The sequence below is a fragment of the Pseudomonas sp. NPDC089395 genome (assembly GCF_044749525.1).
In the GTDB taxonomy this organism is placed as follows: domain Bacteria; phylum Pseudomonadota; class Gammaproteobacteria; order Pseudomonadales; family Pseudomonadaceae; genus Aquipseudomonas.
In genome coordinates, this window is the sequence record NZ_JBIVID010000001.1 from 64641 (window position 1) to 86154 (window position 21514).

The window sequence follows — 21514 nt, forward strand, 5'->3', positions numbered from 1 at the left end:
GTTTTTTCTGTACAGCTTTTTCGCGCAGGCTAATCGAGGTGTTCCAGCAGCCGTCTTGCGGCTTCCTGGCCGCTGAGCCAGGCACCTTCGACGCGGCCGGACAGACACCAGTCGCCGCAGGCGTATAGCCCCTGGTCGGCATCGGCGAGCGCGCCCCATTCATGGTTACCGGCAGGCCGTGCATACAGCCAGCGATGGGCGAGGGCGAAGCTGGGCGCGGGTACGACGCAGCCGACCAGCTCGGCAAACTCCCCCCAAAGCTGCTCGATCACTTCTTCCTTGGCCAGGTCGATGTGCTGTTTGCTCCAGGCCGAAGTGGCATGCAGTACCCAGGTGTCGAGGTGTTCGTCGCGACCGGGTTTGCTGCGGTTGCGGGCGAGCCAGTCGAGGGGGCTGTCCTGCACGAAGCAGCCTTGCATCGGGGTGTCCAGGGGTGTCTGGAATGCCAGGGCGACGGCCCAGGTAGGTTCCATCACCACCCCGGCGGCCACCGCCGCGAGCTTGGGGGTGGCGGCCAGCAACGGCGTGGCCTGGGGTGCCGGTACGGCAATCACCACGCGGCTGTACGGGCCGTGGCTGCAGCCTTCGGTGTCCTGCAGGTGCCAGTACTGTTTGCCACGGAACACTTCGGCAATGCGGCAGCCAAAATTCACCGTCACGTCCTTGAGCAGGCCGCGGGTAATGGCGCTCATGCGCGGTACACCGACCCAGCGGGTCTGTTCGTCGGGGGAGGGCGTGAGCTCGCCATCACGGTAGTTGTACAGCTGAGGCTTCCACTGTTCCGCCCAGCCAGCTTCCACCCAGTGCTGCACCTGTTCGACGAAGCGCCGGTCGCGGGCGGTGAAGTACTGTGCGCCCAGGTCGAGGGCACCGGCTTCGCTGCGTTTGCTGGCCATGCGCCCGCCACTGCCGTGGCCTTTGTCGAACAAGTGAACGGATTGCCCGGCCTTTTGCAAGGCCTGGGCGGCGGACAGACCGGCGATACCGGCACCGATGATGGCAATAGGTACTGTCATGATGGCCTCTTCAAACCTTGCTGTACGCAGACTACGCTGTCAGGCAAACCTGTACAATGCACAATGTTTGTATAAGGTTATTCCGCTTATAGGGCAGCTTGGCCTATGTTTATCCGAGAGCGTTTGGTTAAAAAAGTGCCTTGTTGTTAAAAATAGACCATCGCCGCACTCTGCGAGGACACAGCCATGCATATATTGCTGACAGGCGGTACCGGCTTGATCGGCCAGCACCTGTGCCAGTTCTGGCTCGGGCAGGGCCACCGGCTTACGGTGTGGAGCCGGCGCCCCGATCAGGTGCCGCGCTTATGTGGCAAGGGCGTGCGAGGCATCGCGCAACTGCAGGAGCTGGCTGCGGATGACCCGGTAGACGCTGTGATCAACCTGGCGGGTGCGCCAATCGCCGACCGGCCCTGGACGGCTGCCCGACGACAGCTGTTGTGGACCAGCCGCATCACCCTCACCGAGCAGTTGCTGGCCTGGTTGGAAAGCCGCGAGCAGCGTCCGGAGGTGTTGATTTCCGGTTCCGCCGTAGGTTGGTATGGCGATGGCGGCGAGCGTGAGCTGACCGAGGCCTCGCAACCCGTGCGCGAAGACTTCGCCAGCCAGTTGTGCATCGCCTGGGAAGAAACCGCCCAGCGTGCGCAAGGCTTTGGTATCCGGGTAGTGCTGGTGCGCACCGGGCTGGTGCTGGCCAGCGATGGCGGCTTTTTGTCGCGCCTGCGCCTGCCGTTCAAACTGGGGCTGGGTGGGCCATTGGGCGATGGTCGGCAGTGGATGCCCTGGGTCCATATAGACGACCAGGTCGCCCTGATTGATTTTCTCTTGCAGCACAAGGACGCCAGCGGTCCCTATAATGCCTGCGCGCCGGAGCCGGTGCGCAACCGCGAGTTCGCCAGGCGCCTGGGTCGTGCCCTGCACCGGCCGGCGTTCATGCCGATGCCTTCGCTGCTGCTCAAGGCCGGGCTTGGCGAGTTGTCGACCTTGCTGCTCGGCGGTCAGCGGGCGCGCCCGGTACGCCTGCTGGCAGCGGGCTTCACTTTCCGCTTCAACGATCTGCAATCGGCCCTGGATAATTTATCCAGCCGCCTCTGACATAGGACGCTGCATGACCGATCACGCCCTGCTGCTGGTCAACCTGGGTTCCCCGGCCTCTACCTCGGTGGCCGATGTGCGCCGCTATCTCAACCAGTTCCTGATGGACCCCTACGTGATCGATCTGCCCTGGCCGGTGCGGCGTTTGCTGGTGTCGCTGATCCTGATCAAGCGCCCGGAACAGTCCGCCCATGCCTATGCCTCGATCTGGTGGGACGAGGGCTCGCCGCTGGTGGTGTTGACCCGTCGTCTGCAGGCAGCGATGGTCGAGTACTGGCCCCATGGCCCGGTGGAAATGGCCATGCGCTACGGCCAGCCGGCCTTGCCCGACGTGCTTGCCCGCCTGGCCGCTCAAGGCGTGCGTAAAGTGACGCTGGCGCCGCTTTATCCACAGTTCGCCGACAGCACGGTGACCACGGTGGTGGCCCAGGCCGAACAGGCCGTCGCCGAGCGCGGCTTGCCGCTGGAATTGCGCGTGCTGCAGCCGTTCTACGATCACCCCGAGTACATCGATGCCCTGGCCGCCAGTGCCAGGCCGTATCTGCAGCAGGACTACGACCACCTGTTGCTGAGCTTCCATGGTTTGCCTGAGCGGCACTTGAAGAAGCTCGACCCTACCGGCCAGCATGACTTCCAGGCAGCGGATTGCTGCAAGGACGCCAGTGCCGAGATGCGCGCGGTGTGCTATCGCGGGCAATGCCTGGCGACGGCCAAGGCCTTTGCGGCGAAGATGGGCATCCCCGATGGCAAGTGGTCGGTGTCGTTCCAGTCAAGGTTGGGGCGGGCCAAGTGGATCGAACCCTATACCGAGACGCGCCTGGATGAACTGGGCAAGGCTGGGGTGAAGAAGCTGCTGGTGATGTGCCCGGCGTTCGTCGCCGATTGCATCGAGACGCTGGAAGAGATTGGCGATCGCGGCAAGGAGCAGTTCATCGAGGCCGGGGGCGAGGAGTTGGTGCTGGTGCCGTGCCTGAATGATCACCCGGAGTGGGTGAAGGTGTTGGCGGGGATGTGTGAAAAGGCTTGAGTTTCAGGTTGCCTGATGCGGCCCTATCGCCGGCAAGCCGGCTCCCACAGGTTGTGTGTTGTCTGTGTGGGAGCCGGCTTGCCGGCGATAAGGCCAGTGCAGGCTCAGTTACCTCAAGGCAACTGATCATCCAGCTTCTTGTGCTTCCAGCTGTCGTTGCCCGGCAGGATCAGGTTCAGTGCAATGGCGACCACGGCGCACAGGGCGATGCCCTTCAGGCCCCAGTCGTCCGGGCCGTCGCCGCTGCCGATCAATACGCCACCGATACCGAACACCAGGGTCACCGAAACGATCACCAGGTTGCGCGCCTCGGACAGGTCGATCTTGTGGCGAATCATGGTGTTCATGCCCACCGCCGCGATCGAACCGAACAGCAAGCACAGGATGCCGCCCATCACCGGTACCGGAATGCTCTGCAGCAGCGCGCCGAACTTGCCGATGAAGGCCAGGGTAATGGCGAAGATCGCTGCCCAGGTCATGATTTTCGGGTTGTAGTTCTTGGTCAGCATCACCGCGCCGGTCACTTCGGCGTAGGTGGTGTTGGGCGGACCGCCGAACAAGCCGGCGGCGGTGGTCGCCAGGCCGTCACCCAGCAAGGTGCGATGCAGGCCGGGCTTTTTCAGGTAGTCACGGCCGGTCACGCTGCCCACCGCAATCACCCCGCCGATGTGCTCGATCGCCGGCGCCAACGCGACCGGAACGATGAACAGGATCGCCTGCCAGTTGAACGCCGGGGCGGTGAAGTTGGGAATCTCCAGCCACGGCGCGGCGGCGATCTTGGCGGTGTCGACCACGCCGAAGGCGAACGACAGGGCAAAGCCGACCAGCACGCCGGAAATGATCGGCACCAGGCGGAAGATGCCTTTGCCGAACACGGCGACGATGAGGGTGGTCAGCAGCGCCGGCATGGAGATCAGCATGGCGGTCTGGTAAGGCAGCAGTACGCTACCGTCACCGGCCTTGCCCATCGCCATGTTGGCGGCGATCGGCGCCATGGCCAGGCCGATGGAGATGATCACCGGGCCGATGACCACCGGAGGCAGCATGCGGTCGATGAAACCGGTGCCCTTGATCTTCACCATCAGGCCCATGAAGGTGTAGACGAAGCCTGCAGCTACTACGCCGCCCATGGTTTCGGCCAGGCCGAACTGGCCCTTGGCGAGGATGATCGGGGTGATGAAGGCAAAGCTCGAGGCCAGGAACACCGGAACCTGACGGCCGGTAACCAGCTGGAACAGCAGGGTGCCGATGCCGGCGGTGAACAGTGCGACGTTCGGATCGAGGCCGGTGATCAGCGGCATCAGCACCAGCGCGCCAAATGCCACGAAGAGCATTTGCGCGCCCGAAACGACCTGGCGCCAGAGCGGGTCGTTGAAGCCGTCCTGCATGGTCAGGCGTCCTTCTGCTTGGTGCCGAAGATCTTGTCTCCGGCATCGCCCAGGCCCGGCACGATATAGCCGTGTTCATTGAGGCGCTGGTCGATCGACGCGGTGTAGATATGCACGTCTGGGTGGGCTTTTTCCACCATGGCGATGCCCTCAGGGGCCGCGACCAGAACCATGGCACGGATTTCCTTGCAGCCAGCCTTCTTCAGCAGGTCGATGGTGGCGACCATCGAGTTGCCGGTGGCCAGCATCGGGTCGATGATCAAGGCCAGGCGCTGGTTGATGTCCGGCGCGAGCTTTTCCAGGTAGGTGTGGGCTTCGAGGGTTTCCTCGTTGCGCGCGACGCCGACGGCGCTGACCTTGGCGCCCGGGATCAGGCTGAGGACGCCGTCGAGCATGCCGATACCGGCGCGCAGGATCGGGACCACGGTGATCTTCTTGCCGGCGATTTTTTCCACTTCGACCTTGCCACACCAGCCTTCGATCTCGTAGGTTTCGAGGGGCAGGTCCTGGGTGGCCTCATAGGTCAGAAGGGCGCCGACTTCCTGGGCGAGTTCGCGAAAATTCTTGGTGCTGATGTCGGCACGGCGCATCAGGCCGAGCTTGTGGCGGATCAGCGGGTGGCGGATCTCACGAGTGGGCATAGGGGGGGGCTCCGAAAGGCGGGCAAAAAAACCGCGCTAGGTTAATCTATTCAGCCTTTGCTGTCGTGCAGTCCTTTTGCACGTTAGTCCATAAATGCTTGATCTGTGACGAGCGGATGCGTACCTTTGCCCGCTTTTCCAAAATGCCCCCCGGAGAGCGCCATGTCCGCTGATCTCGAGCACATCCGTCAAGTCATGCGCGAGGCAGACTGCCTGTACAACGAAGCCGAAGTGGAAGCGGCCATTGCCGAGGTCGGCAAGCAGATCTGCAACGACCTGCACGACAAGAACCCGGTGGTGTTCTGCGTGATGAACGGCGGCCTGATCTTCGCCGGCAAGCTGCTGACCCACTTGCAGTTCCCGCTGGAAGCTTCGTACCTGCACGCCACGCGCTACCGCAACCAGACCAGCGGTGGTGAACTGTTCTGGAAGGCCAAGCCTGAAGTGTCGTTCATCGACCGCGACGTACTGATCGTCGACGACATTCTGGACGAAGGCCACACCCTCAGTGCCATCATCGAGTTCTGCAAGCATGCCGGCGCCCGTTCGGTGCACACCGCCGTGCTGATCGACAAGGACCACGACCGCAAGGCCAGCCCGGACCTCAAGGCCACTTACGTGGGCCTGTCCTGCGTGGACCGCTATATCTTTGGTTATGGCATGGACTATAAAGCTTACTGGCGCAACGCAAACGGCATCTTCGCCGTCAAGGGAATGTAATCATGAGCCAGCCTGCTTTCATCGACCAATCGCTGTTTGCCGGGCTGGCGCTCAAGGCCGCCGATGCCCCGCGTGGGCGGCATCACCACAACTTCCACGAGATGGATGACCCTTGCCACCGCCTTGCGGTTGGTTTGCAACCGTCGACCTATATCCCGCCGCACCGGCACCTGAGCGACGACAAGGCCGAAACCTTGTTGGTACTCAAAGGCCGGCTGGGTCTGCTGGTGTTCGACGAAGAGGGCAACGTGACCGACAAGCGCGTCCTCGAAGCCGGTGGCGATTGCCTGGGCGTGGATCTGCCGCCTCGCATTTATCATGGCCTGGTGGTATTGGCACCTGACAGCATCCTGTTCGAGTGCAAGGCCGGGCCGTACCGCCAATTGGCAGAAGGCGAGCATGCCCACTGGGCGCCCCGTGAGGGTGAAGCGGGCGTGGCCGAATATCAGGCCTGGATGATCGCGCAGTTCGATTGATTGTGCGTTTGAGTCGCATGCTAGAGTGCGCCTTCATGCCAAGGAGCCTCACATGCGTGCGATTCTTCCCCTGCTGCTGGCGGTGAGCCTGCCGCTCGCCGCCGCCCCCCTGCACAGCCAGTTTCTCCCACCCGATGACCAGACCCTGCGCCAGGAAGCGCCAACTGCTCAGCAATTGCTGCAAGTGACCGATTACTCGGTGGTGGTGGGCGCCCAGCGCCCGTCCGACCAGCAGCCCATTCCGATTACCGCCTCCCTGCAGATGCGCCTCAAGGGCAAGCCACTGAGCAAGGGCGCGACCATCGGCCAGGTGCTGCTCACCTTCGATGGCGAAGCGGGCAAGAGCCTGAAGAAACCGGTGTACGACGAAAAAAGCCGCACCCTGAGCCTCAACTACCCGGTCAGTGATTACCGGGTGATCATGGACCTGCTGCGCAACGAGACCGTCTACGTGCAGTTCCTCACCTATGCCAATGGCCATGTCTGGGCCGACCTGCACACCGGGACCGTACGTACGCGTTGAGGCGCGCCGCCTGTGGGGGGTACACTGCCGGCCTTCGAAATCCCGTGATGGTCCAGTTGGAGCCGGCAATGCGCAAAGACAAGAAGCAGGTGATTGGTGACGAGATCAGCGATGACTACGTCAAGACGTTCCTCCAGTTCGAGCCGGCCGATGGCGTGACCTCGCCGTCGCTGCATAAGCTGGTCAAGGCCTACCGCGGCCTGCGCGTGGATGACTTCGAGCGTTTCGTCGGCTTCTTCGTCGAGGCAGGCTATGACCTCGATGGCAAGGACGAGCACGGCAAGACCTTCGTCGAGCAGATCGCCGACCAGCGCAATGCGCCTGAGTATGTCGAGATCATCGCCAAGGCTCGTGGCTGATCTGTAGCCTGCACCGGCCTTATCGCCGGCAAGCCGGCTCCCACAGGTAGAGCAGAGCCGCGCGCTCTTTGTGGGAGCCGGCTTGCCGGCGATGAAGCCAGCGCAGTCCAGGCACAAAAAAACGCCCCGAGGGGCGTTTTTTCGTTTCAGCCAGTTCAGGCGTAATGCTTGGCCGGGCTGTCTTCCACCAGTTCCAGCGCCACATCGTTTTCGGCGCTGATCTTGCGGTACAGGGCAGCATCGGTAGCCAGGATCTTCTCGCGAGCCGGGAAGATTTCCTTGAGCTTGGCAGCCCAGGCACCTTTGGCCTGCTCGGGGAAGCAGCGTTCGATCAGCTCAAGCATGATCGACACGGTCACCGAAGCACCCGGCGAGGCGCCGAGCAGTGCCGCCAGGCTGCCGTCCTGAGCCGAGACCAGCTCGGTACCGAACTGCAGGATGCCGCCTTTCTTCGGGTCTTTCTTGATGATCTGCACGCGCTGGCCGGCCACTTCCAGGCGCCAGTCCTCTGCTTTGGCCTCTGGGTAGAAGCGGCGCAGGGATTCCAGGCGCTGTTCCATCGACTGCATCACTTCGCTGACCAGGTACTTGGTCAGGTCCATGTTGTCGCGGGCCACGGCCAGCATCGGACCGATGTTGCCCATGCGCACCGACAGCGGCAGATCCATCAACGAACCGTGCTTGAGGAACTTGGTGGTGAAGCCTGCGTACGGGCCGAACAGCAGCGAGGTCTTGCCGTCCACCACACGGGTGTCCAGGTGCGGTACCGACATCGGCGGCGCACCGACCGCGGCTTGGCTGTAGACCTTGGCCTGGTGCTGCTTGACGATTTCCGGGTTGTCGCAACGCAGCCACTGGCCACTGACCGGGAAGCCGCCGAAGCCTTTGCTCTCCGGGATGCCGGACAGTTGCAGCAACGGCAGTGCCGCGCCACCGGCGCCGAGGAACACGAAGCGGGCGTCGACTTCACGGCTGCCGCCGCTGTTGACGTCCTTGATGCTCACGGTCCAGCCGCTGCCGTTACGGCGCAGGCCAACCACTTTCTTGCTGTACTTGACCTGCGCGTCCGGCGCGTCAGCCAGCACCTTGAGCAGCTTGTTGGTCAAGGCGCCGAAGTTGACGTCGGTGCCTTTCGTCACGCGGGTGGCGGCGATGCGCTGGTCGGCCGGACGGCCTGGCATCATCAGCGGTATCCAGTCCTTCATCACCGCCTGGTCTTCGGTGTATTCCATCTCGGTGAAGGCGTGGTGCTGCTTGAGCAGCTCGAAGCGCTTCTTGAGGAAGGACACACCCTTGTCACCTTCGACGTAGCTCAGGTGCGGGACCGGGTTGATAAAGGCACGGGCCGAGCCGAAATTGCCTTTTTTGCTCAGGTAGGCCCAGAACTGGCGCGAAACCTCGAACTGGGTATTGATGTGCACGGCCTTCTTGATATCGATGCTGCCATCGGCGGCCTGAGGCGTGTAGTTAAGCTCGCACAGGCCGGCGTGGCCGGTACCTGCGTTGTTCCAGGGGTTGGAGCTTTCCGCGGCCCCGGAGTCCATCGCCTCGACGACCTCCAGCTTGAGGGTCGGGTCGAGCTCCTTGAGCAGTACGGCCAGGGTGGCACTCATGATGCCCGCGCCTACCAGTACCACATCAACCGATTCGTTCTGCGCCATTTAACGCGTCTCCACAATCTACAGCTACCTAATTGACAGCATAGGACCCCAGGGTGACCAGGATCGCCATGTCCGACTCTTCGCAGTTCTTGCAACTTCCGCGGACACCGCCAATCAGTCTTCGGGTTCGAGTATTGAACGCCGTTTGCCACGGGTGCGGCAATTCGACTTATGGTCAAGGTGTCGTGCGTGCGCTATGGGAGCGGCCTCAATTACCCATGGGGAATGAGCGTTTTAGCCGCCTGTTCAGGGCTGTTAGGGACACATCTGTCGCTTTTGCACATGCCAGACTGTTCATTGCTCGCCACACTCTCGTGAAGTTGTGAAAAACCGTTTTTTCACGCTCTTTTGGAGTCGTGAACCTCAAAAGGGGAATGCGCGATGGCAACCCATAGGTTCATGCAGTGCGAAGGGCCGGAAAAGCAGGCACGACAGCCGATGCAAGACCTGAGTGGAAGGCTCTCTGTGGGCGAAGCGTTGAAGGTGCCGGGGTCAAACGGCAAATGCGGGGCCCGATCAGGAGACGTCCTTATAATCGGGGGGAGATTATAGCGATGTCGCGGACAGAAAGGTCGTAAATCGTGGTTTTTATTGCTGCGTTTGTCAGGCGGGGAGGCTGCGCTGCTGCCAGTGATGGCTTGCACGGGTGCAAATTCGGGCTTCGGCGGGCAACTCGCGGCCTAGCCAGGCCAAGCGGATTTCGCCGATCTGGACCCAGCCGCTGCCTTCCGGTAATTGGCTGCATTGCTTGAAAGCCAGGCATTTGCCAGCGTCATCGAGGCGGGCAAAGCAGTTGTCGCGCGGGCGTTGCAAGAGCAGGTTCCAGAGCGAGGCCATGGCAGCGAGTCCTGTGCGTTTAGGCTGGCGCAAGGATAGCGGCGGGGCCATGAAACGATTGTGACAAGCGGGGCGGACCGATGACTGGTCAGCCCCTGGCTAGGTATACTGTGGGCCTTTGCCGCATTTTCTGGAGAAACGCGCATGTTGCAACGACTGTTGTTCGGTTTGATCGCCGTAGCCAGCCTCAGCCTGGCCGGTTGTGCCCACAGCCCGCAACAACTCAGCCCGCAACCCAAGCTCAATGCCCAGCTCGCCCCGGTCGGCCACGGCCAGCCGGTGGTGGTCAAGGTGGTCGATGGCCGGGCTTCGCAGTCGCTGGGTACTCGGGGTGGCATGTACCCTGAAACCAGCACCATCAGCGTCAGTGGCAATGATGTCGTGCCCAAGCTGCAAGCCCAGGCCGAAGCTGCCGTGCGCCTGCTGGGCTTCACCCCGACACCAAACGCCTCCAACGCGCCGCAGTTGACCGTGACCCTGGCTGAACTCAAGTACCAGTCGCCCAAGGACAACCTGTACGTGACCGAGGCCACCATTGGCGCCACCTTCCGTGCCGACGTGTCCAACGCCAACCGCCGTTACAGCGGTCGCTATGGTGCTTCGCTGGACCAGCGCTTCGGCATGGCGCCGAATCAGGAAACCAACACCAAGCTGGTGGGTGATGTGTTGAGCGATGCGTTGACCCGCTTGTTCAAGGACCCGACCATCGGTCAGGTGCTGGGCGAGTAATCTTCGCGCTGAATTGAAAAGCCCGCTGCCTGGGTTACAGGCAGCGGGCTTTTTATTTTGTCTGAACGGGTTTCAAGCCGCTTCGTTGTAGAAATCCAGCACGCTCAAGCCAGTCTGTAGATCCACCTCTGGCAGGTGCTCATGCGCATGCCCGCCCAAGGCACAGTAGACCAGCCACTGGCGGTCCTGGACATTGATGGCGAAACCGTCGATCAGCGCCTGCTGCTCATCGCTCTGCGCCACGAGATAGAGGCGGTCCTGGTTTTCGGCGTGCAGCATGAGCAAACTCCGTTGCTAAGAAGAGGCCGACAGGGTGGCCTGTTCTGATGACGAGCGTGTGACAGATGAAATTTAGTGGCACTTGGTCGCCAAAACCGGGCACCACGGGTGGACTTCGGTAGAATGCCGGCCTTCGCTGTCGTTCTATCCGAGGTCGCGTGATGTCCTTGCAAGTGCTCTGGGGCTTTCTGTCTGCCCACCCAACCAAACTGATCAATTTGCTGGCGCTGGTGATGACCTGCCCGGGCGGGTTGCTGCTGCACAGCGCACGACGCCGCGAGGCCGTCAGTCGTGAGAGTCTGGCAGTGGATGAAGGGGTGGTGGATGCGTTCGACCAGCGGGTGCCGCGTTACTACTACATCCTTGGTTTTTCCTGCCTGGCCATGGCGTTGCTGCTGTCCTGGTTCAGTACCTGGATCTGATATCCACGTCGACCCAATCGCCGGCAAGCCGGCTCCCACAAAGACACCGCCGTACATGTGGGAGCCGGCTTGCCGGCGATTGGGCTGCAACGCAGCCCCAGCAGGTCAGGCCACCGGCGCCTGTAGCTTGACCTGATACTGATTGCGCACCGGTGTTGCATACTGCAACACCAGATAAGGCCGCTGCTCCTCAGGGCAAGCGTCCAGGCGGCGCTGCCATTCCTCCTTGGCCTTCGCAAGCTCCGCTGCCGGGAACACCTTCTCGGCACTCGGCACCTGCAGCGCCTCGTCCTTCTCGCTCCACATCGCGTAGGCCAGGTAGTGCACCGGGAACAACCGGTAGCCACCCAGGATTTGCCGGTCGATCTCCAGGGCCAGCTGCTTGGTGTCTTCGAAGAAGCCGGTGACAGGCGCGGAGAAGTTGATGTGCACGCGGCCCTTGTAGCCAGTAATGCCCTTGGCGATGCTGTTGTCGTCCTCGCCCGGGGCCTTCTTGTAGGTGCCGGTCGTGGCGCGGATGTACAGCTCGCGCGCCTTGGCCTGGTCGCAAGGGTCGTACTCGTAGCTGATCGACACCGGGATCAGGTTCAGGCTCTGGATCACGGCACCGAACGGCTCGTCCTTGCGGCTCATGTGGAACATCTTGAGGATCGCCGAGTCGGTGCGGTCGTCACCATCCTTGGCCCGCCCTTCGGCCTGGGCGATCCAGATCGAAGTGCCGTCGTTGCGGATCGAATGGTTGATGTAGGCCGACAGCAACTGGTAGGCCGCGAGCTTCTCACGCCGACCGGTGATCGAGCGGTGAACGATGAAGCTTTTGTTCAGGCGCATCATGTCGCTGACGAACGGCTTTTGCAGCAAGTTATCGCCGATGGCGATGCGCGGCGTCGGCAGGCCCGCGTGGTACACCGCGTAGTTGACGAAAGCCGGATCCATGACGATGTCGCGGTGATTGGCCAGGAACAGGTAGGCAGTCCCCGACTTGAGCTGTTCGACACCGGAGTAGGTGACGCCGTCCGTGGCGCGCTCGATGGTCTGGTCGACGTAATACTCGACCTTGTCCTGCAGGGTGGAGACGCAGGTGACACCGGCGAACTCCTTGCGCAGGCGACGGGCGATCAGTGGCTTGAGCAGCCAGCCGAGGGCGCCTGCGGCGCGCGGGAAGCGGAAGTGGGTGAGGATATCGAGGAATGCCGGGTCGCTGAGCAGGCGTGCCAGAACGGCAGGGACCTCAGCGTCGTCGTACGGTCGGATGGCATCGAATTCGCCCATCATGCTCTCTTGTTGGAAACGGCTAGGGTAATAAGGTAGGGGTGGGGCCCGAAAAACGGCTCGGACACACGCAAGCCCTGTAAACAGACCGGCAATTATACGCAAAAGTCACCCCGGAGGCCGCGATGCTCGAACAAGCGATCTACGATTGCCCCTATTGTGGCGAGGAAGTCGAAACCACTGTGGATTTGTCCGGGGGAGACCAGGAGTACATAGAGGACTGTCAGGTGTGCTGCAAGCCTATTCGCTTCGTGCTGCAGGTGCATGGTGAAGAGTGGATGCTGGACGTCTATGGCGAGAATGACTGATGCAGCGGATCTACGAACCGGAAAACCTGCTGGAGGCTGAAATGCTGGTCGGTATGCTGGCCAGCGAGGGCATCGAGGTGCACCTGGTCGGTCGTGACCTGATGGGCGCTGCGGGTGAGTTGCCGCTGCAGGGCCTGCTTGGACTGGCAGTGCCCGATGAGCAGGCCGGTTACGCGCGGCAGCTGATCGATGCGTACAATGGAGCCCAGCCGCTTGCCGGCGACGAACCGGAGAGTTATCCCGGTACCTTGATCTGCTAGGTTCTTAATTCGCTCATGTGTGGACGCTATGCCCTGTTTCGCTGGCCCCAGGCAATTGCCGGGCTGCCAGGTTTTCCTGTCGGCCAGCCCGCGCAGTGGAACATCTCGCCAGGTGCCTCGGTACTGATCCAGCGCCAGCTCGACGGCCAGATGCAGCTGGCCAAGGCGCGCTGGGGGCTGACGCCGGCCTGGCTCACCGACCTCTCCCGAACGCCGGCGCACGCCCGGGCCGAAACCTTGGCCGAACAGCCGATGTTCCGCGAAGCATTCCGTCAGCGCCGTTGCCTGATGCCGGCCAATGGTTTCTACGAGTGGCGCGGAACGGTGCGCAAACGCCCCTACTGGCTGACCCCAGGGGAAGGCTCTACGTTGTGTTTCGCGGCGGTGTGGGAGGCGTATCCGGTGCAGGACCAGGTGTGGCTGAGTTGCGCGGTGGTGACTCAGGCGGCGATGAATCAGCGCCGACCGCTGATCCTCGATGAAGCAGGGCAGGCGGCCTGGCTCGACGCCGAAACCCCTTTGCCGCGGCTACATGAACTGCTGGCCAGTCCTCCGGCCACGCTGCGCGAGCGGGCGCTGGCCAATTTCGTCAATGATCCCGGGCTGGATGCCCCGGAATGCCTGACTCCGGCCTGATGTGAAGGTCGCGCCAGGCCTGGCAAAATTCTTCCCTGCGGCTATGGCGGCCCCTCGCGACTCGGCCTAGGATACTGCCCATGTATCCAGGGAGTGTTTTCATGCGTAAGTCTTTTGTCGTCAGTCTGTTGAGTGCTGGCATCCTGCTAGCCGGCTGCCAAGCGGTGAACACCACCAGCGGCGGTGCTGTCGGCGTCGAGCGCAAACAGTACATGTTCAGCATGCTCTCGACCGATGAGGTCAACCAGATGTACGCCCAGTCGTACCAGCAGACCCTTGGTGAGGCGTCGAAAAAGGGTGTGCTGGACAAGTCCAGCGCCGATGCCAAGCGCGTTCAGGTCATCGCTGATCGCTTGATTGCCCAAGCGCCGAAGTTCCGCCCGGATGCCGCGCAGTGGCAATGGGAAGTCAACGTGATCAAGAGTGATGAGCTCAATGCCAACTGCGGCCCTGGCGGCAAGATCATCGTCTACACCGGCCTGATCGATCAGCTCAAGCTGACCGATGCCGAGATCGCCGCCGTGGTCGGTCACGAAATTGCCCACGCCTTGCGCGAGCACAGCCGTGAAGCGATGTCCAAGGCGTATGGCGTGGAAATGGCCCGTCAGGGCGCCGGTGCGCTGTTCGGTCTTGGCCAGAGCAGCATTGCGCTGGCAGACCAGGTGGTGAACTACGCCATGACCTTGCCCAACAGCCGTGCCAACGAGAACGAAGCCGACCTGATCGGGCTGGAGCTGTCGGCGCGTGCGGGCTACGACCCGAATGCCGCGATCACTCTGTGGAACAAGATGAGCAAGGCCTCCGAGGGTGCGCCGCCTGAGTTCATGAGCACTCACCCGGCGTCCGAAAGCCGGATCGCTTCGCTGCAGGCTGCGATTCCGAAGGTGATGCCGTTGTACGAAGCGGCCAAGAAGTAAGTGCGCCTGGGGCCGCAAAGCGGCCCCGATTTCCCCCGTTACCCCACCCAACCACTGGCCTTCATTGCCGAATACACCGCCACGATCGCCAACACGAAGAAGGCGGCCGACGCCAGGCGGCGAATCAGTGTCAGTGGCAGTTTCTCTGCGGCAAAGTTACCCGCCAGCACCACCGGCACGTTGGCGATCAGCATGCCCAGGGTGGTACCGATGATGACCATGATCAGGTGCGGATACTGAGCTGCCAGCATCACCGTGGCGACCTGGGTCTTGTCGCCGATCTCGGCCAGGAAGAACGCAATCAGCGTGGTGAGGAACGGGCCGAAGCGGCGCGCCGGGTTCTCGTCGTCATCCATCTTGTCCGGCACCAGCGTCCACAGCGCCGTGGCAGCGAAGCTCGCGGCAAGGATCCAGTGCAGCGTCGTCGCGCTGAAGAACCCACTGACCCAGGCACCTACTGCACCCGCGGCGGCATGGTTGGCCAAGGTAGCGGCGATGATGCCCGCGATGATCGGCCAGGGTTTGCGGAAGCGTGCAGCGAGAATGAGCGCGAGCAATTGCGTCTTGTCGCCAATTTCGGCGAGGGCGACGATTGCGGTGGGGACCAACAGAGATTCCAGCATCAGGTTTCCTACGGGGGCGGGTCGACACGGCTATGACACGTACAGCCTCCCCGCCCCGGGTAAGGTGTGCGTGTCATAGGTCTTGTCAAACCCTGGATCTGTCTGCGCAGATCGTGGGTCGCACGCGCCATGGCCTGTGGGCCAAGTGTGTTGACGCGTGCCGGGCGAGCAGGGCGCTCGCGGGAGACTACTCCCCTAGGACGGAGCGGATTCTGCCTAGCCGAAACGGTTTCGGCAAGCCCTGTTTTTATCCGCGGGTTGCCCGGTATATGCGAAAGCCATCGGCTTCAGCGCAGGTCTGGCAGTTGCCCAAAGCCCCTTCGATCAGCGGCTGGTAGCGCAGGAAGCTGTTGGCAACCAAACGCATTTCCCCCCCTTTTCGCAGATGTTCGCCTGATTTTTTCAGCAGGTTTTCCGAGGCCTGGTAGTTGGTGTGCACACCCGTATGGAACGGCGGGTTGCTCAGAATCAGGCTCAGGTCGCGGGGGGCCGCGTCGATGCCGTCACCGCTGATGACCTGGCCTTCCAGCTGGTTGGCCGCCAAGGTCAGGCGGCTGGCAGCCACGGCGAAGGCATCCACATCCAGCAAGGTGACCTGGCTCTGTGGATAACGCCGCTTGACCGTTGCCCCGAGCACGCCGGCGCCGCAGCCGAAGTCCAGCACATGGCCGACCGGCAGATTGTCCAGGTGCTTGAGCAACAGCGCCGTGCCGCGGTCCAGGCGGCCGTGGCTGAATACGCCGGGCAGGCTCACCACCTGCAGCGGGCCGTCCTCCAGATCGAGGGTGAAGCGTTCGGCCAGGCTCTCCAGCGGCTTGGCTTCAGGCGCATTCTCCACGGTGACCTGCCACAGCTGGCAGTGCCGGGCGCTGTCGAGCTTGCGTGGCTTGCCGAAAGCCTGCAGCTGCTTGGCTGCGCCTTCGATGCCACCGCGCTTTTCGCCCACCAGGTAAAGTTCACGGCCGCCCAGGCGCGAGGCCAGGGCATTGAGCAGGTACGCCGCCAGTTCTCGGGATTTGGGCAGGAACAGAACGGCTGCTTCGAAAGCGACAGGCGGCGCCTCGACGCTGTAATGGCTGCGCCCGGCGAAGCGGCTGTCGAGCATGGCCTGATCACCCGCATGCCAGGTCCAGCCATGGGCCTTGGGCAGTTGGCCAAGCAGGTCGTCGGCGGGGGCGCCGGCGAGCAGCAGCGGACCCTGGAACAGGTCCGCCTGGCGGAGCAACACTTCACTGCGCGGGTCCATGGACAGACGCCTCCTGAAAAAAGTGGCGCAGTGTAGCAGAGCCGACCGCGACGCTCAGCAGACCACGCGGCGCGGCTGGCCGGCGAAGAAGGCTTGGGCGTTCTCGCTGAGCTGGCCGACGATGCGCTGGCGCGACTCCACTGCGCCCCAGGCGCTGTGCGGGGTAATGACCAGGCCTGGGATGTCCTGGGCCAGCAGCGGGTTGCCACCGACCGGCGGCTCGACGCTCAGGACGTCGGTGGCGGCGCCGCCCAGATGGCCGTTGCGCAGGGCGTCCGCCAACGCTTGCTCGTCGATCAGGCCACCCCGGGCGGTATTGACCACCAGCGCACCCGGCTTGAGCGACGCCAGTTCGCGGGCACCGATCATGTGGCGGGTGTGTTCGTTGAGGGGGCAGTGCAGGGTCAGGGCATCCACCTGCGGCAGCAGTTCGTCCAGCGGCAGCCGGTCGTCGCGCGCCGGACGGCCGGGGATCTGACCACTCAGTACGCGCATGCCAAAGGCCTCGGCCAGCCGCGCGACAGCGCCCCCGAGCTCGCCATGGCCAAGCAGGCCAAGGGTTTTGCCCTCCAGTTCGACGATTGGGTAATCCAGTAGGCAGAACTGGCTGGCCTTGGCCCATTGCCCATCTGCCACCGCCCGGTTGTAGTCGCACAGGCGTGTGGCCAGGGCCAGTAACAGGGCGATGGTGTGTTGCGCCACCGAGGGCGTGCCATAGCCTTGGCAGTTGCACACGGTGATGCCTTGGGCGCGGGCCGCCGCCAGGTCGACGTTGTTGGTGCCGGTGGCGGCCACCAGGATCAGCTTGAGCTGGGGGTTGGCTGCCAGGGCCTCGGCGTCGAGCATGACCTTGTTGCTCACCACTGCGACGGCGCCCTGCAGGCGGTCGGCCACCTGCTCGGGGCGGGTCGAGGCGAACAGCTGCAGTTCGTCGAACTGATCGTGCAGCGGGGACAGGTCGAGGTCACCGAGGTCCAGGGACTGGTGATCGAGAAACACGGCGCGACGCGGGCTGGGCATCGGTAAGGCTCCAGAGGCATTGACGGGGGTGATCGGTCAATCCGCACAATGCCACTCATACCTTCTGCAGCCAAATCATTCCTTCGGCTGATTTGGTCGTCACATTGGCGAACTACAGTAGATGCCAGACTTGTCCGGCTCGCTTTTCAAGAAGGGATACCCATGCTGCAGACCCGCATCATCAAGCCCGCCGAGGGCGCCTATTCATTCCCCCTGTTGATCAAGCGCCTGCTGATGTCTGGCAGCCGTTACGAGAAGACCCGCGAAATCGTCTACCGCGACCAGCTGCGGCTGACTTATCCACAACTCAACGAGCGCATCGCACGCCTGGCCAACGTGCTGACCGAGGCCGGGGTCAAGGCTGGCGACACGGTGGCGGTGATGGATTGGGACAGCCACCGCTACCTCGAATGCATGTTCGCCATCCCGATGATCGGCGCGGTGGTGCACACCATCAACGTGCGCCTGTCACCCGAGCAGATCCTCTACACCATGAACCACGCCGAAGACCGCGTGGTACTGGTCAACAGCGACTTCGTCGGGCTCTACCAGGGCATTGCCGGGCAACTGACCACGGTCGACAAGACCTTGCTGCTGACCGATGGCGAGTCGAAGACGGCCGAGCTGCCCAACCTGGTGGGCGAATACGAGCAACTGCTCGCTGCAGCCAGCCCCCAGTACGACTTCCCGGACTTCGACGAAAACTCGGTGGCCACCACCTTCTACACCACCGGCACCACCGGCAACCCGAAGGGGGTGTACTTCACCCATCGCCAGCTGGTGCTGCACACCCTCGCCGAGGCGTCGGTTACCGGCAGCATCGACAGTGTGCGCCTGCTCGGCAGCAACGACGTCTACATGCCGATCACGCCGATGTTCCACGTACATGCCTGGGGCATTCCCTACGCTGCGACCATGCTGGGCATGAAGCAGGTCTACCCCGGGCGTTACGAGCCGGACATGCTGGTCAAGCTGTGGCGTGAGGAGAAGGTCACCTTCTCCCACTGCGTACCGACCATCCTGCAGATGCTGCTCAACTGCCCAAGTTCGCAGGGCGAGGACTTCGGCGGCTGGAAGATCATCATCGGCGGCAGCGCGCTCAACCGCTCGCTGTACCAGGCCGCCCTGGCCCGTGGCATCCAGCTGACGGCGGCCTACGGCATGTCCGAAACCTGCCCGCTGATCTCCGCCGCGCACCTCAACGATGAACTGCAGGCCGGCAGCGAGGACGAGCGCGTCACCTACCGGATCAAGGCCGGCGTGCCGGTGCCGTTGGTGGAGGCGGCGATCGTCGATGGCGATGGCAACTTCCTGCCGGCCGATGGCGAGACCCAGGGCGAACTGGTGTTGCGTGCGCCCTGGCTGACCATGGGTTACTTCAAGGAGCCGCAGAAGAGCGAAGAGCTGTGGCAGGGTGGCTGGCTGCACACCGGCGACGTCGCCACGCTGGACGGCATGGGCTACATCGATATTCGTGACCGCATCAAGGATGTCATCAAGACCGGTGGCGAGTGGATCTCGTCACTCGACCTCGAGGACCTGATCAGCCGCCACCCTGCCGTGCGTGAAGTGGCGGTGGTGGGGGTGGCCGATCCGCAATGGGGCGAGCGCCCGTTCGCCCTGTTGGTGTCACGTGACGGCCAGGTCATTGATGCCAAATCGCTCAAGGAACACCTCAAGCCTTTTGTCGAGCAAGGGCATATCAACAAGTGGGCGATTCCCAGTCAGATCGCCGTTGTTACTGAAATTCCCAAGACCAGTGTCGGCAAGCTCGACAAGAAGCGCATCCGCCAGGACATCGTCCGGTGGCAGGCCAGTAACAGCGCCTTCCTGTCCACCGTGTAGGTGTAGCGCGGGTCGCGTGCGACAGAACGCGACCCGCGAGGTAGAGCGGTTTGATCCTTGCCAAACGAAAAAAATACGCCATCCTTCAGCACTGCCAGCGTGCAAACTGGAAACACCGGGGTAAATGGCGCCCCAGCTCGCAAATCACACTTTAGAGGGATCAAGCACCTGCGCCTGCTGGCTATAGTCGGGGCCAGGGGAACTTCAGGAATGGGGGAAGGCGACATGTGCAACATGTGTCGCCGCGGGTGCAAGCCCGCATACCGGTCTCACGGACCGTTCTTGAAAGGACTCACTGCCATAACAAGAAAAGTACATGGAGTAGCGTCGATGACATCTGCAAATACGTTCTGGCGCCGGGCCAAGCTGCCCTTGGCGGTCAGCCTTGCTTCCACGCTCGCAAGTCCTGCTTTTGCGGTCAGTTTCAACATCGGTGAAATCGAAGGCCAGTTCGACTCGTCGCTCTCTGTCGGGGCCAGCTGGTCGACTGCCAACCCGAACCAGAACCTGATCGGGGTCAACAATGGCGGCAAGGGCCTGTCGCAGACCTCCGACGATGGTCACCTGAACTTCAAGAAGGGCGAAACCTTCTCGAAGATCTTCAAGGGCATCCATGATCTGGAGCTCAAGTACGGCGACACCGGCGTGTTCGTGCGGGGCAAGTACTGGTACGACTTCGAACTCAAGGACGAGAGCCGTCCGTTCAAGGACATCAGCGATTCCGGCCGCAAGGAAGGCGCCAAGTCCTCCGGCGCCCAGCTGCTCGACGCCTTCGTCTACCACAACTACTCGATCGCCGATCAGCCGGGCTCGGTGCGCCTGGGCAAGCAGGTAGTGAGCTGGGGTGAGAGCACCTTCATCGGCGGTGGCATCAACTCGATCAACCCGATCGACGTGGCCGCGTTCCGCCGCCCAGGTGCCGAGATCAAGGAAGGCCTGATTCCGGTCAACATGTTCTACATCTCGCAGAGCCTCACCGACAACCTGTCGGCCGAAGCCTTCTACCAGATCGAATGGGACCAGACCGTCGTCGACAACTGCGGCACCTTCTTCTCCCAGCCCGACATCATCGCCGATGGTTGCAACAACAACCTGCGCGTGCTCAACAGCAGCCGTACCGTGCCGGTGCCGGCCCAGCAGTTCCTCGCCACCCAGGGCGTGGACATCAACGAAGAAGGCGTGATGGTGGCCCGTGGCGCTGACCGCGATGCCCGCGACAGCGGCCAGTTCGGCGTGGCCATGCGCTACATGTTCGAGCCGCTGGACACCGAGTTCGGTGCCTACTTCATGAACTACCACAGCCGCGCGCCGATCTTCAGTGCCACTGGCGCTTCGCCGGCGGTGTTCGGCAGCCTCAGCAGGCTGCCCCCGCAATTGCGTGCGCTGGCACCGTTGATCGTGGCGGGCAACTCGCAGTACTTCGTCGAGTACCCCGAGGATATCCGCCTGTATGGCCTGAGCTTCTCCACCACGCTGCCCACCGGCACCGCGTGGAGCGGTGAGCTCAGCTACCGGCCTAATGCGCCGGTGCAGCTGAACACTACCGATATCCTGTTCGCCGGCGTGCGCCCTATTGGTGGTGCGCTGACCAACGCTTCGCTGCTCACCGGCACCCCGGGCGAAGACCTGCACGGCTATCGCCGCAAGGAAATCACCCAGTTCCAGACCACCCTGACGCACTTCTTCGACCAGGTGATGGGCGCCAGCCGCATGACCGTGGTCGGCGAAGTGGGCGTCACCCATGTCGGTGGCCTCGAGAGCGCGCACGATACCCGTTATGGTCGCGACCCGGTGTTCGGCCCAGGCCCGCTGCCATCCACGGGTGGCGCCAATACCTGCCAGGCGCTCAACGCCAGCACCATCGCCGGCGCTGGCCCCGGTACCTCGACCGCCAACCTGAACCGCAATTGCGAAAACGACGGCTTCACCACCAGCACCTCCTGGGGTTACCGCGCCCGGGTCATCTGGGACTACAACGACGTGTTCGCCGGGATCAACCTCAAGCCCAACGTGGCCTGGTCGCATGACGTGTCCGGCTACTCGCCGGGCCCTGGCGCCAACTTCGAGGAAGGCCGCAAGGCCATCAGCCTGGGCCTGGACGCGGAGTACCAGAACACCTACACCGCCAGCCTGTCGTACACCAATTTCTTCGATGGCGAGTACACCACCGTGGATGATCGCGACTTTGTCGCCCTCAGCTTCGGCGTGAACTTCTAA

At 62.8% G+C, this 21514-nt stretch carries 24 protein-coding genes and 1 riboswitch; of the genes, 14 read left to right on the forward strand and 10 right to left on the reverse strand.

The window, feature by feature from the left end; all coding sequences use genetic code 11:
- Positions 1–29: 29 nt before the first annotated feature.
- Entirely contained in the window at positions 30–1016 is a 987-nt protein-coding gene (locus tag ACIPZG_RS00325) for an NAD(P)/FAD-dependent oxidoreductase (protein ID WP_400639025.1), read from the reverse strand.
- 186 nt (positions 1017–1202) lie between these two features.
- Here ACIPZG_RS00325 and ACIPZG_RS00330 point away from each other — a divergent pair, with 186 nt between their 5' ends.
- Positions 1203–2108 (forward strand): TIGR01777 family oxidoreductase, encoded by a 906-nt coding sequence (locus ACIPZG_RS00330; protein WP_400709054.1) that lies wholly within the window; start codon positions 1203–1205, stop codon positions 2106–2108.
- 13 nt (positions 2109–2121) lie between these two features.
- Positions 2122–3135: a ferrochelatase gene (gene hemH / locus ACIPZG_RS00335; RefSeq protein WP_400709057.1), complete on the forward strand. Its 1014-nt coding sequence runs from the start codon at positions 2122–2124 to the stop codon at positions 3133–3135.
- 113 nt (positions 3136–3248) lie between these two features.
- On the opposite strand, the gene ACIPZG_RS00340 is transcribed toward hemH, so the two are convergent.
- Both ACIPZG_RS00340 and upp read right to left on the reverse strand, forming a co-directional pair.
- Entirely contained in the window at positions 3249–4523 is a 1275-nt protein-coding gene (locus tag ACIPZG_RS00340; protein WP_008099087.1) for a uracil-xanthine permease family protein, read from the reverse strand.
- 2 nt (positions 4524–4525) lie between these two features.
- Entirely contained in the window at positions 4526–5164 is a 639-nt protein-coding gene (upp, locus tag ACIPZG_RS00345; RefSeq protein WP_008099089.1) for a uracil phosphoribosyltransferase, read from the reverse strand.
- Between the two features lie 162 nt (positions 5165–5326).
- Here upp and ACIPZG_RS00350 point away from each other — a divergent pair, with 162 nt between their 5' ends.
- From ACIPZG_RS00350 to ACIPZG_RS00365, 4 genes are all read left to right on the forward strand, one after another.
- Positions 5327–5884, forward strand: coding sequence for a hypoxanthine-guanine phosphoribosyltransferase (locus ACIPZG_RS00350; protein ID WP_008099091.1), 558 nt, complete (start codon positions 5327–5329; stop codon positions 5882–5884).
- Between the two features lie 2 nt (positions 5885–5886).
- Positions 5887–6360, forward strand: coding sequence for a WbuC family cupin fold metalloprotein (locus ACIPZG_RS00355; RefSeq protein ID WP_400709060.1), 474 nt, complete (start codon positions 5887–5889; stop codon positions 6358–6360).
- 52 nt (positions 6361–6412) lie between these two features.
- A complete protein-coding gene (locus ACIPZG_RS00360; protein WP_400709063.1) occupies positions 6413–6883 on the forward strand; it encodes a hypothetical protein in 471 nt (156 codons plus the stop codon).
- A gap of 68 nt (positions 6884–6951) precedes the next feature.
- On the forward strand, positions 6952–7242 hold the full coding sequence (locus tag ACIPZG_RS00365) for a PA4642 family protein (protein ID WP_176516795.1): 291 nt from the start codon (positions 6952–6954) through the stop codon (positions 7240–7242).
- A 155-nt stretch (positions 7243–7397) separates the two neighbouring features.
- On the opposite strand, the gene mqo is transcribed toward ACIPZG_RS00365, so the two are convergent.
- Positions 7398–8903: a malate dehydrogenase (quinone) gene (mqo, locus tag ACIPZG_RS00370; protein ID WP_400709066.1), complete on the reverse strand. Its 1506-nt coding sequence runs from the start codon at positions 8901–8903 to the stop codon at positions 7398–7400.
- A gap of 603 nt (positions 8904–9506) precedes the next feature.
- Complete coding sequence (locus ACIPZG_RS00375) at positions 9507–9740, reverse strand: hypothetical protein (protein WP_400709070.1); 234 nt, start codon at positions 9738–9740, stop codon at positions 9507–9509.
- 144 nt (positions 9741–9884) lie between these two features.
- Between ACIPZG_RS00375 and ACIPZG_RS00380 the strand changes: the two genes are divergently transcribed.
- Positions 9885–10469, forward strand: coding sequence for a YajG family lipoprotein (locus ACIPZG_RS00380; protein WP_008099102.1), 585 nt, complete (start codon positions 9885–9887; stop codon positions 10467–10469).
- Positions 10470–10541: 72 nt separating this feature from the next.
- Here ACIPZG_RS00380 and ACIPZG_RS00385 read toward each other — a convergent pair whose 3' ends face one another.
- Positions 10542–10748 carry a hypothetical protein gene (locus ACIPZG_RS00385; protein ID WP_400709073.1) on the reverse strand — a complete coding sequence of 69 codons (207 nt, stop codon included), beginning with the start codon at positions 10746–10748 and terminating at the stop codon, positions 10542–10544.
- A 161-nt stretch (positions 10749–10909) separates the two neighbouring features.
- Here ACIPZG_RS00385 and ACIPZG_RS00390 point away from each other — a divergent pair, with 161 nt between their 5' ends.
- A complete protein-coding gene (locus ACIPZG_RS00390; RefSeq protein ID WP_400709076.1) occupies positions 10910–11170 on the forward strand; it encodes a hypothetical protein in 261 nt (86 codons plus the stop codon).
- Between the two features lie 105 nt (positions 11171–11275).
- Here ACIPZG_RS00390 and ACIPZG_RS00395 read toward each other — a convergent pair whose 3' ends face one another.
- A complete protein-coding gene (locus ACIPZG_RS00395; protein ID WP_400709079.1) occupies positions 11276–12445 on the reverse strand; it encodes a 1-acyl-sn-glycerol-3-phosphate acyltransferase in 1170 nt (389 codons plus the stop codon).
- Positions 12446–12567: 122 nt separating this feature from the next.
- Here ACIPZG_RS00395 and ACIPZG_RS00400 point away from each other — a divergent pair, with 122 nt between their 5' ends.
- From ACIPZG_RS00400 to ACIPZG_RS00415, 4 genes are all read left to right on the forward strand, one after another.
- Positions 12568–12750, forward strand: coding sequence for a CPXCG motif-containing cysteine-rich protein (locus ACIPZG_RS00400; RefSeq protein ID WP_400639035.1), 183 nt, complete (start codon positions 12568–12570; stop codon positions 12748–12750).
- Positions 12750–13010, forward strand: coding sequence for a putative signal transducing protein (locus tag ACIPZG_RS00405; protein ID WP_400639036.1), 261 nt, complete (start codon positions 12750–12752; stop codon positions 13008–13010). The genes ACIPZG_RS00400 and ACIPZG_RS00405 overlap by 1 nt, the downstream gene beginning before the upstream one ends.
- 15 nt (positions 13011–13025) lie before the next feature.
- On the forward strand, positions 13026–13646 hold the full coding sequence (locus ACIPZG_RS00410; RefSeq protein ID WP_008096584.1) for an SOS response-associated peptidase: 621 nt from the start codon (positions 13026–13028) through the stop codon (positions 13644–13646).
- Between the two features lie 101 nt (positions 13647–13747).
- Positions 13748–14563, forward strand: a complete 816-nt coding sequence (locus tag ACIPZG_RS00415) for a M48 family metallopeptidase (protein WP_400709082.1) — start codon at positions 13748–13750, stop codon at positions 14561–14563.
- A gap of 38 nt (positions 14564–14601) precedes the next feature.
- Here the strand turns inward: ACIPZG_RS00415 and ACIPZG_RS00420 are convergent, their stop codons facing one another.
- The 3 genes from ACIPZG_RS00420 to ACIPZG_RS00430 all read right to left on the reverse strand — a co-directional run bounded on the left by ACIPZG_RS00420 (position 14602) and on the right by ACIPZG_RS00430 (position 17452).
- Complete coding sequence (locus ACIPZG_RS00420) at positions 14602–15183, reverse strand: TMEM165/GDT1 family protein (RefSeq protein ID WP_400710828.1); 582 nt, start codon at positions 15181–15183, stop codon at positions 14602–14604.
- 91 nt (positions 15184–15274) lie between these two features.
- Positions 15275–15394: riboswitch (yybP-ykoY riboswitch) on the reverse strand.
- A 39-nt stretch (positions 15395–15433) separates the two neighbouring features.
- Positions 15434–16432, reverse strand: a complete 999-nt coding sequence (locus tag ACIPZG_RS00425; protein ID WP_400639037.1) for a methyltransferase — start codon at positions 16430–16432, stop codon at positions 15434–15436.
- Positions 16433–16486: 54 nt separating this feature from the next.
- Positions 16487–17452, reverse strand: a complete 966-nt coding sequence (locus ACIPZG_RS00430; protein ID WP_400709085.1) for a 2-hydroxyacid dehydrogenase — start codon at positions 17450–17452, stop codon at positions 16487–16489.
- A 162-nt stretch (positions 17453–17614) separates the two neighbouring features.
- Between ACIPZG_RS00430 and ACIPZG_RS00435 the strand changes: the two genes are divergently transcribed.
- Together ACIPZG_RS00435 and ACIPZG_RS00440 are read left to right on the forward strand one after the other, a co-directional pair.
- Positions 17615–19297 carry a fatty acid--CoA ligase gene (locus ACIPZG_RS00435; RefSeq protein WP_400709088.1) on the forward strand — a complete coding sequence of 561 codons (1683 nt, stop codon included), beginning with the start codon at positions 17615–17617 and terminating at the stop codon, positions 19295–19297.
- Between the two features lie 330 nt (positions 19298–19627).
- Positions 19628–21514 (forward strand): DUF1302 domain-containing protein, encoded by a 1887-nt coding sequence (locus tag ACIPZG_RS00440; protein ID WP_400709091.1) that lies wholly within the window; start codon positions 19628–19630, stop codon positions 21512–21514.